Source organism: Microbacterium paraoxydans (assembly GCF_020524545.1).
Lineage (GTDB): Bacteria > Actinomycetota > Actinomycetes > Actinomycetales > Microbacteriaceae > Microbacterium > Microbacterium paraoxydans_C.
In genome coordinates this window covers 673,197-688,237 of record NZ_JAIVLG010000002.1, presented here as the reverse complement: position 1 = coordinate 688,237, position 15,041 = coordinate 673,197, and the positions used below count along the sequence as shown (strand labels likewise).

Genomic DNA, 15,041 nt, shown 5'->3' with positions numbered 1-15,041 from the left:
ACCCGCCGACTACTCTGGAGGGGTGAGCACACAACGGGTTTTCGCCGCGCGCCTGGCCGGGTGCGCCGTCTTCGATCCCGTCGGCGACCGGCTCGGCAAGGTCCGGGATGTCGTCGTGGTGTACCGAAGTACCGCGGCACCCCGCGTGATCGGTCTCGTGGTCGAGATCCCGGGACGACGACACGTGTTCCTCTCGATCGGCCGCGTCACCTCGATCCGCTCCGGTCAGGTCATCACCACCGGGCTCATCAACGTGCGACGCTTCTCTCCGCGTGCGGGTGAGGTGCGTGTGCTCGCGGAGATGCTCGGAAGGCGGGTCAGCTTCGCCGACGGCAGCGGCAAGGCCGTGATCGAGGACGTGGCGATCGAGCCCAACCGCCTCGGGGAATGGGCCATCAGCCAGCTCTTCCTGCGTCGGCCGAAGACCAGCGCCTCGCCCTTCGCCAAGGGACCGACGACGTTCGCCGCGTGGAACGAGGTCGCCGAGGAACGTGCACCGGGAGAATCCCAGTCGGCTGAACAGCTCGTCGCCTCGTACTCCGAACTGCATGCCGCCGACCTCGCGAACACGCTTCTCGATCTGCCCCAGCAGCGCATGATCGAGGTCGCCGAAGAGCTCTCGGACGATCGCCTCGCCGATGCCCTCGAGGAGATGCCCGAGGACGAGCAGGTGCACATCCTCGACCGGCTCGGCGATGAGCGCGCGGCCGACATCCTCGACCAGATGGAGCCGGACGATGCAGCCGATCTGCTCGCCCAGCTCACACCGGACCGCCTGGAGCAGCTCCTCGAGCTGATGGAGCCGGAGGAGGCCGAGGACGTCCGGATGCTGCTGCGCTACGGCCCGGACACCGCCGGCGGTCTGATGACCCCGGAACCGATCATCCTGTCGGCCGATGCCACCGTCGCCGAAGCCCTCGCCCTGATCCGCCGCCACGAGCTGCACCCGGCGCTGGCTGCGGCGGTGTTCGTGACCCTCCCCCCGTTCGAGACACCTACCGGCCGCCTGCTCGGGCTCGTGCATTTCCAGCGGATGCTGCGCTATCCCCCGCACGAACGGCTCGGAGCGATCCTCGATGACAGCCTCGAGCCCGTTCCCGTCACGGCATCGGCAGCCGAGGTGGCACGTCTGCTGGCGAGCTACGACCTCGTCTCCCTGCCGGTGATCGACGCCGCCCATCGGCTCGTCGGCGCCATCAGCATCGACGATGTGCTGGACTATCTCCTCCCCGATGACTGGCGTTCACAGGACAGCGACGACATCGCCGCCGCCGCGAAGGAGACGAGCTGATGGCCCGCGAGTCGCGTCTGGACGCGCCGGGACGCAGCACGGGCCGCCCCCGCACCACCTCTCGCGATCGCTTCGGGCGATTCACGGAGTGGGTCGCGCGGGCGATGGGGACGCCGGCGTTCCTCGTGATCCTCAGCCTGTTCTGCGTGGTCTGGATCGTCTGGAACACGCTGATGCCCGAGGAGCTGCGTTTCGATGATGCCGCGCTCGGGTTCACGGCCCTGACGCTCATGCTCTCATTGCAGGCCTCCTACGCCGCTCCGCTGATCCTGCTCGCGCAGAACCGCCAGGACGACCGCGATCGGGTGCAGATCGAGCAGGATCGCCAGCGCGCCGAGCGCAACCTGGCCGACACCGAGTACCTGGCCCGCGAGATCGTGGCGCTGCGCATGGCGCTCGAGGAGCGCAACTCGCAAGCCGTGACCCGAGACGTGCTTCGGCAGGAGCTGAAGGCTCTGCTCGCCGAGCTCGGGGACACCGACGACGAGGCATCGAGGGGCGCCGCATCGTGACCGCGGCCGACCTCGTCCGCACCGCGGTCTCCGCCGTGACGGACCCCGAGCTGCGTCGCCCCATCGGCGACCTCGACATGGTGCGCGACATCTCCGTCGAGCACGGCCGCGCCCAGGTCGGCATCGTGCTGACGATCGTGGGCTGCCCCGCAGCGGCGCGAATCGAAGCCGACGTGCGACAGGCCGCGGCGTCCGTCCCCGGCGTCACCGGTGTCGACGTCGCGGTGGGCGTGATGACGCCTGCCGAGCGGAAGGCGCTGACCGAGAAACTCCGCGACGGCCGTCCGGCGCGGCACATGCCGTTCGGCCCCGACTCCCTCACCCGTGTGATCCTCGTCTCGAGCGGCAAGGGCGGAGTGGGAAAGTCCACCGTCACCGCGAACCTCGCCGTCGCCCTCGCCGATCAGGGTCTCTCGGTCGGACTCGTCGATGCCGACGTGCACGGATTCTCCATCCCGGGCCTCCTCGGCATCCCCGCGGGGACGCAGCCGACGCGTATCGACGACCTGATGCTGCCCCCGGTGGCGCACGGTGTGAAGACCATCTCGATCGGGATGTTCCTGCGCGACGGCGAGTCCGTCGTGGCGTGGAGGGGGCCGATGCTGCATCGCACCGTGTCGCAGTTCCTCACCGACGTCTTCTTCGGCGACCTCGACATATTGCTCATCGACATGCCTCCCGGCACGGGCGACATCGCCATCTCGATCGGTCAGCTGCTCCCGCACGCGGAGGTCCTCGTCGTGACGACCCCGCAGACGGCGGCCTCGGATGTGGCGATCCGCAGCGGGCTCGTCGCACGGCAGACCGGCCAGCACGTGATCGGCGTCGTCGAGAACATGGCCGCCTACACGCTGCCAGACGGAACCGCGCTGGACCTGTTCGGGTCAGGCGGCGGAGCGGCCGTCGCCGAGGCGCTCTCCGAGCCGGACGAGGCCGTCCCGCTTCTGGCGTCGATTCCCCTGAGCCCCGCGCTGCGACAGAGTGGAGACGCCGGCGCCCCTCTCATCTCGGGGGGAGCCACGGATGCCGCAGCCACCGCGATCCACGATCTCGCTCGCTCCCTCACACGGCGGGGGCGGGGCCTCGCCGGTCGTTCGCTGCCGATGACCGTCGGTGGACCGCGCAAGGAGGAGTGACCCGATGCCTCCCCGCTCCCTGACGATCGACGAGGGGCTGCTGCAACGAATGGCTCGCGACGCGGCGATCTACTCGTTGACCCGGCCGGCCGCCATCGTCATGTGGGTCGCGCTCGCCGGCGCGCTGACGCTCAGCATCCTGAACCTGAGCACGCCCGTGCCCAGCGGCACGGAACCACCGTTCGGCGCAGGCTGGATGCCGTTGCTGATCGTCGGCCTCGCGGTGTTCGCCGTCGTGATGTCGGTCTCGTCCGCGCGCCAGGCCGTACGGACGGCGATGCCCGTCGAGACCGTGGTGTGGGCACAGCTCGAAGACGGCGTGCTGAGGCTGGGCAGCGGCAGGAGACAGTCGGAGATCGCCTACGGAACGTTCCAGAGCATGCGCGTAGGCAGGGATGCGGTACTGCTCAAGGTGCGCGGCACGAGCGCGGCCACCGCCATCCCCCGTGCCCTCTTCAGCGACGCGGACATCACGACGCTGCGCTCACGGATCTCCTAGAGGATCAGGTGGCCTCGGAATCGAACGGAGGGCGATTCGTCGCGCTGAACTCCTGCGGGGCGGCTCGAGGGGCGATCGGCTCGGCGATCGCCTGCGTGGCCTGCATCGGCGTCGCCGGCTGAGGCTCCTCGAACAGGGCGTCGCGGATGATCCGGCGCGGATCATATTGGCGGGGATCGAGCTTTCGCCAATCGACATCGTCCAGCTCGGGGCCCATCTCCTGGCGCATCCGGCTCTTGGTGTCGCGGAGGTACTCACCGGCCTTGCGGACCATTCGCGAGAAGCTCTCGGCGGCCCGCGGAAGACGCTCAGGACCGATGATCAGGACCGCGATGAGGCCGATCAGCAGCATCTTCTCGAAGGTGAGCCCGAACGTCATCTGTACAGGCTACCGCCGCGCCTGCGGTCCTCGCGCGCGACGAGCGAATACGCTGGAGGGAATCACCGGGCAGGCAGGGAGAACAGGCTATGAGCGAGCACGACGCGAACGCGCGTTTCCTCCGCGAGTCCATCGTCGAACCGGACGCCATCGCCCGTGCCCGCGCACACGCGATCGAGCTGGGCGCAATGCCGGTCAGCACGGTCGTCGGCTCCCAGATCGCCGTGCTCGCGGCTGCGACGGGCGCGCGGTCGATCGTCGAGATCGGCACCGGCGCCGGCGTCTCGGGACTCTGGCTCCTCCGCGGTGCCCCGCAGGCCGTGCTCACCTCGATCGACAACGAGCCCGAGCACCTCGCGGCCGCGCGCCAGGCGTTCGCCGATGCGAAGGTCCCTTCCACGCGGGTCCGGTTCATCACCGGGCGCGCCATCGACGTCCTGCCTCGGATGAACGAAGCTTCCTACGACATCGTGCTGGTCGATGCCGACCCCGAACACGTGATCGAATACGTCGAACACGGGCTTCGCCTCGCTCGCACGGGCGGACTCGTCCTGGTACCTCGCATCCTCGCCGGTGGTCGCGTCGCCGACCCGGTGCAGCGCGACGAGGTCACCTCCGCTTACCGCTCGCTGGTGCAGGAGACGCAAGAGTCGTCGGCAGTGCTGGCGACGGTGTCCCCCGCCGGCGAAGGCCTGTTGCAACTCATCAGCCTTCCCGAGCGGGACTGAGCCCTCGGCTCCGGCCGCTGCGAAGACCTCGCAATCGACGAAGGGCGGTGGATCCGAGATCCACCGCCCTTCCGAATCCGCGGACGCGGACCCGAGATCGATCAGGCCGGCGCCACGACGGCGGCGAGCACGTCGTGAAGCTCCTTGGCCTCTGCGTCGTTCACGGAGACGACCAGACGGCCGCCGCCTTCGAGCGGAACGCGCACGATGATGAGTCGTCCTTCTTTCACGGCCTCCATGGGTCCGTCTCCGGTCCTCGGCTTCATCGCTGCCATCGTGGCTCCCTTTCCTCCGGTGGTATGGGATGAGTTTATCGGGTGTCACCGGGGCCTGGAGGTCACCGAGCAACAATTGGGCGGAGCTTCACGATCACGGCACCTGCCAGAACGTGTTTCCGAGCGCGTACATGTGGAAGATCCAGATCCACTGCCCGACGAGACACAGCGCCAGGATTCCGAGTCGCCAACGCCGTGACCGCGGGACGGCGACCGCGCCCCACAACGGGCTCAGCGGCAGGAGCAGACGGAACGTGCTCGACTGCGGGAAGAACACGGCGAGCAGGTAGAGGAGGTAGCTTGCGCTCCACAGTCGCAGCTCACCCCCGAGGGCGCGGACCTGCGGGGAGTACAACAGCGCGGCCGCGAACCCGACGACCAGGAGCACCAGTGCGATCGGCCCCCACCACTGCGGAAACCCCCAGAAGCCGAACCAGAACTGCGCTGCCTGGACCCAGCCTTCGAACGGGACGAAACCGTCGACCCCGCCGACGATCCAGTGACGACGCCAGGCGAGCTCGGTGGCGAGATATGCGCCGGGGTCACCGGTGACGATGCCGGCGATCACCTGCCACGCGAACCCGGTCACGCTCGCCAGCGCACCGAGCGCCAGGATGTGCGCGATCTCCCGACCGGAGAGCGGCTCCTCCTTCCGACGAATCCACCGCATGATCCCGTGCAGCCCCAGGTAGAGGGCGAAGGCGAGCACACCGGGGCGGGTGAACGCCATCACCGGGATGAGCACGTAGAGCCAGGAGTAGCGGTGTCGGGCGGTCGCGTCGAGTGCGAGGAACAGCAGCAGGAGGAAGAGGGTCTCGGCGTAGCCGACCTGGAACATGGCCGCGATGGGCCCGGCGGCGAAGAAGACGACCGCCCAGGTCGCCGCGCCGCTTCCGATGCGGTCACGGAGCAGGCGGTGCAGGGCGAGGCAGGCGAGGTATCCGGAGACGAACGAGATCAGGAGAGCCCCCACGCCCCACGAGCCGAACAGGAACCCGACCGTCTTGGCCGCGAAGGCGAACACCGGCATGAACGCCCAGGCGTTCTCGGCGACCTCGCCGGAGTCGGTCAGGGGAAGGTCGGCCGGGTACCCGGTCTCCGCGACGAGCCAGTACCACTGAGCGTCCCAGCCGAGGATGAAGTCGACGAGGCTCGCGTCTGCCCCGAACCGGGAGGCGCCGGTCGACAGAGAGCCCGCTACGAGGAAGAACGCGGTCGTGACCACCCGCGCACCGAGATAGATGAGCGCGATGCGCAGCGCGAGCGGCGCGTGCGCCCACCGGCGAGCGGTGCTCAGCGCGAAGCGAGCCATACGCGCAGGCCCCGCTCCACGGCGTCGATCTGCGCGAGCGGCACGCGCTCCTCGTCGTGGTGTGCGAGGTGGGGGTCGCCCGGGCCGTAGTTCACCGCGGGGATACCGAGAGCCGAGAACCGCGCGACGTCCGTCCACCCGTACTTCGGGCGCGGCTCCGCTCCGACGGCCGCCACGAACTGCTTCGCGATCTCGGCATCGAGCCCCGGGCGCGCGCCCTCGGCGGCGTCCGTGATCTCGATGTCGAAGCCGGCGAGGACTCCGCGCAGATGGGACTCGGCATCCGCAGCCGACTTGTTCGGAGCGAAACGGTAGTTGACCTCGACCTCGCAGGCATCGGGGATGACGTTCCCCGCGACGCCGCCCGCGATACGCACGGCGCTCAGGCTCTCGCGGTAGAGCAGTCCTTCGACGAGCACCTCCTTCGCGCGGTACTCCGCCAGCCGGGTGAGGATGGGCGCGGCGCTGTGGATCGCGTTCTCACCGATCCACGCGCGGGCGCTGTGCGCTCGGACGCCGGTCGTACGGACCAGCGCTCGAAGGGTGCCGTTGCAGCCCCCCTCCACCTCGCCGTTGGACGGCTCGCCGAGGATCGCGAAGTCCGCCTGGAACAGATCGGGACGAACGGCGGCGAGCAGACCGAGACCGTTCTTGGAGGCTTCGATCTCCTCGTTGTCGTACCACATCCAGGTGATGTCGACGGCGGGAGCGGTGAGCTCGGCCGCGAGCTTCAGCTGCACGGCGGTCCCGGCCTTCATGTCCACCGTTCCGCGTCCCCACAGGTACGGCACTCCATCGATCTCGATATCCCGGGTCGGGAGGTTGGCGTTGATCGGCACGGTGTCGATGTGACCGGCGATCGCGACGCGCTGGGCACGCCCGAGGTCGGTGCGGGCGACGATCGTGTTGCCGTGGCGGAAGACCTCGAGATGGGCCAGCGGTGAGAGCGCGGCCTCGATCGCGTCGGCCAGCGTCTGCTCGTCGCCGGAGACGCTCGGAATGTCGCAGATCGCACGAGTGAGTTCGACGGAGGACGCGGTCAGATCGAGCACCATGCGTCCAGCCTACTTTCCCCGTCATGCGTGACGTCGTCACCGGCCGGGCGCGATAGCGTGGAGGGATGAGCGACGCACGCACGGTATGGGGTATCGGACTGACCACGATCGCCGGGGACGGCACGGTTCTCGATGCCTGGTACCCGGAGGTGCGCCGTGGCGCATCGGTCGCGGACGAGGCTGCGGTCGCTGCGCTCGAGCCCCTCGTCGGACGCGACGAGCGACGAGATGTCACGGTCGAGGTCGTGCAGCTGCAGATCGACCTCGACGAGGCCCCCGCGTCCACGGCAGACGCATATCTGCGACTGCACGCGCTCTCGCACCTCGTCGCGCGCCCCAACGAGCTGAACCTCGACGGCATCTTCGGGCACCTGCCGAACGTCGCCTGGACGAACGCAGGGCCGGTGCACCCCGACGTCGCGGCGCGGCTCCGCCCGCACCTCCAGCGCGCAGGCATCCAGGTGCAGGGGTTGGACAAGTTCCCCCGTCTGACCGACTACGTCCAGCCCCCCGGCGTGCGCATCGCCGACGCGTCCCGCGTCCGCCTCGGAGCCCACCTCTCCCCCGGCACGACGGTGATGCACGAGGGCTTCGTCAACTTCAACGCTGGCACTCTCGGCGCCTCGATGGTCGAGGGACGCATCTCGCAGGGTGTCGTCGTCGGGGACGGCAGTGACATCGGCGGCGGCTCCTCCATCATGGGCACCCTCTCGGGCGGCGGCACCCATCGCGTGTCGATCGGAGCGCGCACCCTCCTCGGCGCCAACGCAGGCATCGGCATCTCGCTCGGCGATGACTGCATCGTCGAGGCGGGACTCTACGTGACGGCCGGCACCAAGATCGTCCTCGCCGACGGTCCCGCGACTCCGGACGGCGGACGGCGGACGGTGAAGGGCGCAGAGCTCTCGGGCCAGGATGGACTGCTCTTCCGTCGCAACTCCCTCAGCGGAGCGGTCGAGGCCGTGCGACGGGCGGGTGTCGGAGTGACGCTGAACCAGGCCCTGCACGCCTGATCCGCGCTCGACGACTCGCGCACGACGCGGGCATGCAGCTGACGGCATGCCCGCGCTGATAGACTAGAAGCGTTGCACGGACCGCCGGTCCCACAACATCGTCGTCGTCACGGGGTCTCTGAGGACCGAAGCGAGCCGAACCGCTCCCATCACCAGCACGAGCTGGCCTTTCGAACGGCGAATCGATGCGCAATTCCTGCGCCGTCGCCCACCTCACCCCCTATCTCGCGCCGTTCACTCGTGCGCTGACGGAGTTTCTGCATGTCTACTTTCCTTGAACTCGGCGTTCCCGCCGAGCTCGCCGATGTTCTCGCCGCCTCCGGCAAGACCGAGGCGTTCGCCATCCAGCGCGACACCCTCCCCGATTCGCTCGCCGGACGCGACCTCCTGGGCCGCGGCCGCACGGGAAGCGGCAAGACCATCGCCTTCGCCCTCCCGCTCGTCGCGCGCCTCGCGGCGTCCGGAGGTCAGCGCCGCGCAGGCCTCCCGCGCGGACTCGTCCTCGCTCCGACCCGTGAGCTCGCGACCCAGATCGCCGCGACCATCGCGCCTCTCGCCGAAGCCGCAGGTCTTCGTGTCACGACCGTCTTCGGCGGTGTCAGCCAGCGCCCGCAGGAGCAGGCACTGCGCGGCGGCGTCGACATCGTGGTCGCCTGTCCCGGTCGACTCGAAGACCTCATGAAGCAGCAGGTCGTGCGTCTCAGCGCGATCGAGGTCACCGTGCTGGACGAGGCCGACCACATGGCAGACCTCGGCTTCCTCCCCGGCGTCACCCGCATCCTCACCGCTACCCCCGCGGGCGGCCAGCGCCTGCTGTTCAGCGCGACGCTCGACCGTGGGATCGACACTCTGGCCCGCCGCTTCCTCTCGAACGCAGTCAGCCACGAAGTCGACGAGGACAGCGTGCCCGTCGGCGAGATGACCCACCGCGTGCTCGTGGTCGACTCGACCGACAACAAGACCGCGCTCGTGCGCGACCTCGCATCGGGCACGGGCCGTCGCATCCTCTTCACCCGAACCAAGCACCAGGCCAAGAAGCTCGCGAAGCAGCTCACCGCCGCAGGCATCCCCGCGGTCGACCTGCACGGCAACCTTTCGCAGAACGCCCGCGAGCGCAATCTCGGCGCGTTCTCCGCCGCCCCGGAGGACGGTGGCGTGCGCGTGCTCGTCGCGACCGATGTCGCCGCGCGCGGTGTGCACGTGGACAATGTGGACCTCGTCGTGCACGTGGACCCGCCCGTCGAGCACAAGGCGTACCTGCACCGCTCCGGTCGCACGGCACGCGCGGGAGCAGCCGGGACGGTCGTGACCGTGGTCCTGCCCGACCAGCGTCGTGACGTCAAGGACCTGCTGCGCAAGGCTGCGATCAGCGCACAGCTGGAGGACGTGACCGCGGCGGCCGTCACCGCCCTCGTCCCCGAGCGCGCACCGCACGTGCGACCGGCCCCGGTCCAGCCGGCGCAGCAGCAGCAGCGTCAGTCCTCCAAGCAGCGTCCCGCGAGCGGCGAGCGGAACGGGGCCGCCAACCCGCCGTCGCGTCGGCGCCGCCGTCCCCGCTCCAGTGGCGGCCAGGGCAGCGGCTACTCCACCCAGAGCGGTCAGTCCCGTCAGGGCGGCGGCCGGGGGCGCTGACGCGTCCCGCTCCGCCCCCTTTCACGTCGAGGCCCCCTCAGCACGTCGACGCCCCCACTGACAGTCGTCATTGCGAGGGGGCGTCGGTGGGCAGAGGGGGCCTCGACTGCTTACGGCCGGGCGCGGCCGATGGCTCAGCGGGTCGGGAAAGAGCGCTCCGACGATCCCGTGTACAGCTGCTGCGGGCGGCCGATCTTGGTCTGCGGGTCGAGCTGCAGCTCGCGCCACTGCGCGAGCCAGCCGGGCAGACGTCCGATCGCGAAGAGCACCGTGAACATCCGCGTCGGGAAGCCCATCGCCTTGTAGATCACGCCCGTGTAGAAGTCGACGTTCGGGTACAGCCGACGCTCGCGGAAGTAGTCGTCAGCGAGCGCGAGCTCCTCGAGTTCCTTGGCCAGGTCGAGAAGGGGGTCGGTGACGCCCAGCGACGACAGCACCTCATCGGCGGCGTCCTTGACGAGCTTGGCGCGCGGATCGTAGTTCTTGTAGACCCGGTGCCCGAAGCCCATCAGCTTCACGCCCTCTTCCTTGTTCTTCACCCGCTCGACGAAGCGCGACACGCTCTGACCGGAGTCACGGATCTGCCCGAGCATGGTCAGCACGGCCTCGTTCGCACCGCCGTGGAGGGGGCCGGAGAGAGCTTGGATGCCGGCGGAGATCGACGCGAACTGGTTCGCTCCGGTCGACCCCACGAGGCGGACGGTCGAGGTCGAGGCGTTCTGCTCGTGGTCTTCGTGCAGGATGAGGAGGAGCTCGAGAGCCTTCGACATCACCGGGTTGACCTCGTACTCCTCGCTGTGCACGCCGAAGTTCAGCTTCAGGAAGTTGTCCACGAAGCTCAGCGAGTTGTCGGGGTACAGGAAGGCCTGGCCGACGCTCTTCTTGTGCGCATACGCCGCGATCACCGGAAGCTTGGCGAGCATGCGGACCATGTTCAGCTCGACATGCTCGGGGTTGTGCGGGTCGGTCTGACCTTCGTAATAGGTCGAGAGCGCCGCGACCGCCGAAGACAGCACCGACATCGGGTGCGCCGTATGCGGAAGTGCGGAGAAGAAGCGCTTGAGGTCTTCGTGCAGCAGAGTGTGGCGACGGATCTTCTCGTCGAACTCCGCGAGCTCGGACGCCGAGGGCAGCTCGCCGTAGATCAAGAGCCACGCGACCTCGAGGTAGCTGGTCGATCCCGCCAACTGTTCGATCGGGTACCCGCGATAGCGGAGGATGCCCTTGTCGCCGTCGATGAAGGTGATCTCGGACTTCGTCGACGCGGTGTTCACGAAGCCGTAGTCGAGGCCGGTGTAGCCGGTCTGACGGGTCAGCGTCGAGAAGTCGATGCTGTCGTGCCCCGCCGTGCCGCGCAGTACCGGGAATTCGGCGGTCGTCTCACCGATCGTCAGCTTCGCCGTCTGGTCTGCCGCTGCACTCACGCGGACCTCCTCCTGGTGTCCGTCCCCGCTCGTCGCGGTGGTGTCGGACATGATCTTGATCAAGTCGGAACTGGCGATCTCACGGCGCTGAAGCGCCAGGTCGGGTCACGACCGAATCGCTTTTACAGCCTAGTAGGCACTCTGGCCTACTGTGACATCCGCCAAACAGACGGCTACTTCAAGGGGATAACCTACAGAGCTTCGACAGTGAGGCGTCGTGCAGCCTCGAGGATGCGCTCGGTCGGTGCGGTGAGCGCGAGGCGAACGTGCTGCGCGGCGTCGGCACCGTAGAACGGCCCCGGCCCCGCGAGGATACCCAGATCAGCGAGCCGTTCCAGTGACTCCCATGCATCCCGTTCCTCGGTCGCCCACAGGTACAGTCCGGCCTCCGAACCATCGATGCGGAACCCCGCGGCCACCAGGGCGGGACGCAGCGCATCGCGCCGGGTGCGATAGAGCTCCTTCTGCGCCGCGACATGCGCGTCGTCGCCGAGCGCCACCGCCATGGCGTGCTGCACCGGAGCGGGCGGCATCAGACCGAGATGCTTGCGCGCCGTCAGGAGGTCGCCGACCACGCGGGCACAGCCGGCGACGAACGCGGCACGGTAGCCGGCGAGGTTGGACTGCTTGCTGAGCGAGTACACGCTGAGCAGGTTCGAGCGACTGCCACCCGTCACCCTCGGGTCGAGGATCGACGGAATCGGCGAGGTGGCCCATTCGCCGTCCCAGCCGAGTTCGGCGTAGCACTCGTCACTCGCGAGCACGGCGCCGAGCTCGCGGGCGCGTGCCACGGCGGCGGCGAGCTCGTCGACGGTCCACGTGCGCCCGTCCGGGTTGCCGGGCGTGTTTATCCAGACGAGCTTGGTGCCCTCCGGCCAGTCCGCAGGATCATCGGCGGGGTGCGGTGTGGCGCCGACGACACGGGCGCCGACCTCGTAGGTCGGATAGGCGACACGGGGGTGCACCACGATGTCGCCCTCCCCCAATCCGAGCAGGGTGGGCAGCAACGCGACGAACTCCTTGGAGCCGATCGTGGGCAGCACGTTGTCGACCCGGAGGTCGGGCACGCCGCGTCGCCGCGCGTACCATTCCACGATCGCCTCGCGCAGGGTCGGCGTGCCGACCGTCTGCGGATAGGCATGGGCATCGGTCGCATCGGCCAGAGCGCGCCGGATGATGTCGGGGGTCGGGTCCACCGGCGAGCCGATGGAGAGATCCACGATCCCGTCCGGGTGCCGGGCTGCACGCTCGCGGAACGGGACGACGGCGTCCCAGGGGTAGTCGGCGAGGTCGCGGACGCTCACAGCGCGCGCCTACTCGCCCTGCGGCGGGAGCGCGGCGACGATCGGGTGGTCGAACGCGTAGACGCCGACCTTCGCCGCGCCTCCGGGAGAGCCGATCTCGTCGAAGAACTCGACATTGGCCTTGTAGTAGTCCTGCCACTCATCGGGCAGGTCGTCCTCGTAGTAGATGGCTTCCACGGGGCACACCGGTTCACACGCACCACAGTCCACGCACTCGTCCGGGTGGATGTACAGCGAGCGTTCGCCCTCGTAGATGCAGTCAACGGGGCACTCGTCGATGCAGGCTCGGTCCTTGACATCGACGCACGGGAGGGCGATCACATACGTCACCGCTCCAGTCTACGACTCACGCGACTCGGATTCCTGCGCGGCGGGCGCCTCGGTGCGCACAGGGACCCGCGAGAAGGACGGCCAGGCGATGACCAGAAGCACGATCCCCGCGACCACGTACGTCCAGATCTGGCCACTGAGCGAATCCGGCACGACCACGGATCCGCCGGGGCCCACACCGGAGATCAGCACCAGCATCCCGATCATCCCCAGGCCGGCGGCGACGGCTGCTCCCCTATCGTGAGTGAGCGCACGCACGGCGACCAGGATCGCGGCGCACGCTATGGCGGCGACGATGAGCCCGATCGGGATCGGACCCCACATCACACTGTGGGCGATGGTGCCCGCAACGCCGTAGACGCCGCCCACCAGGGCCGCAGCCACCCAGGACAACGTTCTCGACACCCAGCTCACGCGCACCCGTCGAGCTTACCGGCGCGAGCGGTGCACCGACGAGCTCCGGGAATCACACCGCGAGGCCGAAGACGCGCAAGAGAGCCGCCACCGCGGCAGCAGCGGCCACGACGACGAGGAACGACTGCCGCAGCCACAGAAGCCCTCCGGCGACCAGCAAGGCGGGCACGCGGGCATCGACGGTGATGGCTTGACCGTCACCGAGCGTCTGCACGGCGACGAGCGCCGCGAGGAGAGCCACGGTCAGCAGGTCGGAGATCCGGGCGACACGGGGCGCTTCGAGCACCGAGGACGGCACCAGATAGCCGGCCGCCTTCAACGCGAGACAGATCACGGCGGCGAGGAGGATCGCACTCCAGAGTGTCACGAGAAAGCCTCCGAGTCATCCAGCGGCCCTTCCGTCACGGATGCCGGTCGCCCGAGCCAGTTGAACCAGCCGACCGCTATCGCGACGACGGCCGCGACGAGGACCGGGAGACCCGGCATCAGGAAAGGTGTGAACGCGGCGGCGACCACGGCGGCAGCCACCCCGACCGCGACGGCCTGCCGCTGCCGAAGTCGGGGCCACAGCAGCGCGAGGAACGCCGCAGCGGCGGCGGCATCCAGCCCCCACGCTTTCGGGTCCCCCAGCACGTCGCCCACGAGCGCTCCGACGAGGGTGGTGATGTTCCAGCCGGCGAAGATGCCGATCCCGGTCACCCAGAAGCCGATCTGACGCAGCCGCGGATCGCTCTGCGAGATCGCGACCGCGGTCGACTCATCGATCGTGAAGTGCGCGGCCACCGCCTTGCGCCCGGGGCCGCCCCCGACGATCGGCGACATACGCATCCCGTAGGCCACGTTGCGCACTCCGAGAAGAGCCGCCGACGCGATCGCCGAGGGCAGGGCCGCGAGGCCGCCGGCCGTGAAGACGCCCACGAACGCGAACTGCGAGCCACCGGTGAACATCAGCAGACTCAGGACGCAGGTCTGCCAGACGTCCAGCCCGGATGCCACGGCCAGGGCGCCGAAGGAGATCCCGTATGCGCTGGTCGCGAGCACGACGCCGAGCGCCTCGCGCCAGACCTCACGCTCCGCGGTCATGACGCCGGTCGCCTCGCGGTGTTCGCTTCAATGAACGCATGTCCATAATTCTGAACACGAGGAGACGCATAGTCAAGCGAACGAACGTTTGACATGATGAACACATGGAGGATCTCCGCACACGCATCGCCCGCACCCTGCGCCGCGAACGGGAGTCCGCGAGCCTGTCGGTCTCCGAGCTCGCCCGAAGAGCCGGAGTGTCCAAGGCGACGGTCTCCCAGCTCGAAAGCGGTTCGGGCAACCCCAGCGTCGAGACGCTGTGGGCACTCGGCGTCGCACTCGGCGTGCCGTTCGCTGTGCTCGTCGACCAGCAGGCGAACGCCCCGACCCTGATCCGTGCTGACGACCTCGCGGGGGTGCCGTCCTCGGCCGCGGCCTACAGCGCGACTCTGCTATCGGCCAGCCCTCCGGGTGCGCGCAGGGACGTCTACCTGATCCAGGCGGATCCGGGGGACCCTCGCCTGTCGGACCCCCACCACCCCGGCACGATCGAGCACGTGATCCTGGTCGCGGGAGAGGCGCGGGTCGGACCCGCGGACGAACCCGTGGTCCTCCACCCCGGCGACTACCTCACCTACGCCGGCGATGCGCCGCACATCTTCGAGGCGACGACGCCGCGCACCAGCGCCGTCCTCATCTCGGAGCTGCGCTGAT

18 protein-coding genes are annotated in these 15,041 nt (G+C 69.0%); 8 read left to right on the top strand and 10 right to left on the bottom strand.

What is annotated here, in order from left to right; genetic code table 11:
• Nucleotides 1–22: 22 nt before the first annotated feature.
• From LC041_RS07895 to LC041_RS07880, 4 genes are read left to right on the top strand one after another with little or no spacing between them, the layout of a single operon-like run.
• A complete protein-coding gene (locus LC041_RS07895; protein WP_226532550.1) occupies nt 23–1,291 on the top strand; it encodes a magnesium transporter MgtE N-terminal domain-containing protein in 1,269 nt (422 codons plus the stop codon).
• Nucleotides 1,291–1,803, top strand: coding sequence for a DUF1003 domain-containing protein (locus tag LC041_RS07890; RefSeq protein ID WP_226532549.1), 513 nt, complete (start codon nt 1,291–1,293; stop codon nt 1,801–1,803). The genes LC041_RS07895 and LC041_RS07890 overlap by 1 nt, the downstream gene beginning before the upstream one ends.
• Complete coding sequence (locus LC041_RS07885) at nt 1,800–2,939, top strand: Mrp/NBP35 family ATP-binding protein (RefSeq protein WP_226532548.1); 1,140 nt, start codon at nt 1,800–1,802, stop codon at nt 2,937–2,939. The genes LC041_RS07890 and LC041_RS07885 overlap by 4 nt, the downstream gene beginning before the upstream one ends.
• A 4-nt stretch (nt 2,940–2,943) precedes the next feature.
• Entirely contained in the window at nt 2,944–3,438 is a 495-nt protein-coding gene (locus LC041_RS07880; RefSeq protein ID WP_226532547.1) for a YcxB family protein, read from the top strand.
• Between the two features lie 4 nt (nt 3,439–3,442).
• Here the strand turns inward: LC041_RS07880 and LC041_RS07875 are convergent, their stop codons facing one another.
• Nucleotides 3,443–3,817: a twin-arginine translocase TatA/TatE family subunit gene (locus LC041_RS07875; protein WP_226532546.1), complete on the bottom strand. Its 375-nt coding sequence runs from the start codon at nt 3,815–3,817 to the stop codon at nt 3,443–3,445.
• 89 nt (nt 3,818–3,906) lie between these two features.
• Here LC041_RS07875 and LC041_RS07870 point away from each other — a divergent pair, with 89 nt between their 5' ends.
• Nucleotides 3,907–4,545, top strand: coding sequence for an O-methyltransferase (locus tag LC041_RS07870; RefSeq protein ID WP_226532545.1), 639 nt, complete (start codon nt 3,907–3,909; stop codon nt 4,543–4,545).
• Between the two features lie 101 nt (nt 4,546–4,646).
• Here the strand turns inward: LC041_RS07870 and LC041_RS07865 are convergent, their stop codons facing one another.
• The 3 genes from LC041_RS07865 to dapE all read right to left on the bottom strand — a co-directional run bounded on the left by LC041_RS07865 (nt 4,647) and on the right by dapE (nt 7,187).
• The gene (locus LC041_RS07865) at nt 4,647–4,820 is read right to left on the bottom strand and encodes a DUF3117 domain-containing protein (RefSeq protein WP_017203323.1); all 174 of its coding nucleotides are present in this window, start codon (nt 4,818–4,820) and stop codon (nt 4,647–4,649) included.
• 94 nt (nt 4,821–4,914) lie between these two features.
• Nucleotides 4,915–6,132, bottom strand: coding sequence for a hypothetical protein (locus LC041_RS07860; protein ID WP_226532544.1), 1,218 nt, complete (start codon nt 6,130–6,132; stop codon nt 4,915–4,917).
• Complete coding sequence (gene dapE, locus LC041_RS07855; protein ID WP_226532543.1) at nt 6,114–7,187, bottom strand: succinyl-diaminopimelate desuccinylase; 1,074 nt, start codon at nt 7,185–7,187, stop codon at nt 6,114–6,116. Before dapE ends, LC041_RS07860 begins: the two co-directional genes overlap by 19 nt.
• Nucleotides 7,188–7,252: 65 nt before the next feature.
• Between dapE and dapD the strand changes: the two genes are divergently transcribed.
• A complete protein-coding gene (gene dapD / locus LC041_RS07850; RefSeq protein ID WP_226532542.1) occupies nt 7,253–8,200 on the top strand; it encodes a 2,3,4,5-tetrahydropyridine-2,6-dicarboxylate N-succinyltransferase in 948 nt (315 codons plus the stop codon).
• A gap of 261 nt (nt 8,201–8,461) precedes the next feature.
• Nucleotides 8,462–9,832, top strand: a complete 1,371-nt coding sequence (locus LC041_RS07845; RefSeq protein WP_226532541.1) for a DEAD/DEAH box helicase — start codon at nt 8,462–8,464, stop codon at nt 9,830–9,832.
• Nucleotides 9,833–9,966: 134 nt separating this feature from the next.
• Here LC041_RS07845 and LC041_RS07840 read toward each other — a convergent pair whose 3' ends face one another.
• The 6 genes from LC041_RS07840 to LC041_RS07815 form a co-directional block, all read right to left on the bottom strand.
• On the bottom strand, nt 9,967–11,307 hold the full coding sequence (locus LC041_RS07840; protein ID WP_264188995.1) for a citrate synthase: 1,341 nt from the start codon (nt 11,305–11,307) through the stop codon (nt 9,967–9,969).
• A gap of 140 nt (nt 11,308–11,447) precedes the next feature.
• Complete coding sequence (gene dapC / locus LC041_RS07835; protein ID WP_226532540.1) at nt 11,448–12,560, bottom strand: succinyldiaminopimelate transaminase; 1,113 nt, start codon at nt 12,558–12,560, stop codon at nt 11,448–11,450.
• Nucleotides 12,561–12,569: 9 nt separating this feature from the next.
• Complete coding sequence (gene fdxA / locus LC041_RS07830; RefSeq protein WP_131491902.1) at nt 12,570–12,890, bottom strand: ferredoxin; 321 nt, start codon at nt 12,888–12,890, stop codon at nt 12,570–12,572.
• Between the two features lie 9 nt (nt 12,891–12,899).
• Nucleotides 12,900–13,310 carry a histidinol dehydrogenase gene (locus LC041_RS07825; RefSeq protein ID WP_226532539.1) on the bottom strand — a complete coding sequence of 137 codons (411 nt, stop codon included), beginning with the start codon at nt 13,308–13,310 and terminating at the stop codon, nt 12,900–12,902.
• Nucleotides 13,311–13,356: 46 nt separating this feature from the next.
• The gene (locus LC041_RS07820; protein ID WP_226532538.1) at nt 13,357–13,671 is read right to left on the bottom strand and encodes an AzlD domain-containing protein; all 315 of its coding nucleotides are present in this window, start codon (nt 13,669–13,671) and stop codon (nt 13,357–13,359) included.
• On the bottom strand, nt 13,668–14,387 hold the full coding sequence (locus LC041_RS07815; RefSeq protein ID WP_226532537.1) for an AzlC family ABC transporter permease: 720 nt from the start codon (nt 14,385–14,387) through the stop codon (nt 13,668–13,670). Before LC041_RS07815 ends, LC041_RS07820 begins: the two co-directional genes overlap by 4 nt.
• Nucleotides 14,388–14,491: 104 nt before the next feature.
• Between LC041_RS07815 and LC041_RS07810 the strand changes: the two genes are divergently transcribed.
• On the top strand, nt 14,492–15,040 hold the full coding sequence (locus LC041_RS07810) for a helix-turn-helix domain-containing protein (RefSeq protein WP_226532536.1): 549 nt from the start codon (nt 14,492–14,494) through the stop codon (nt 15,038–15,040).
• The last annotated feature ends 1 nt before the right edge of the window (nt 15,041 follow it).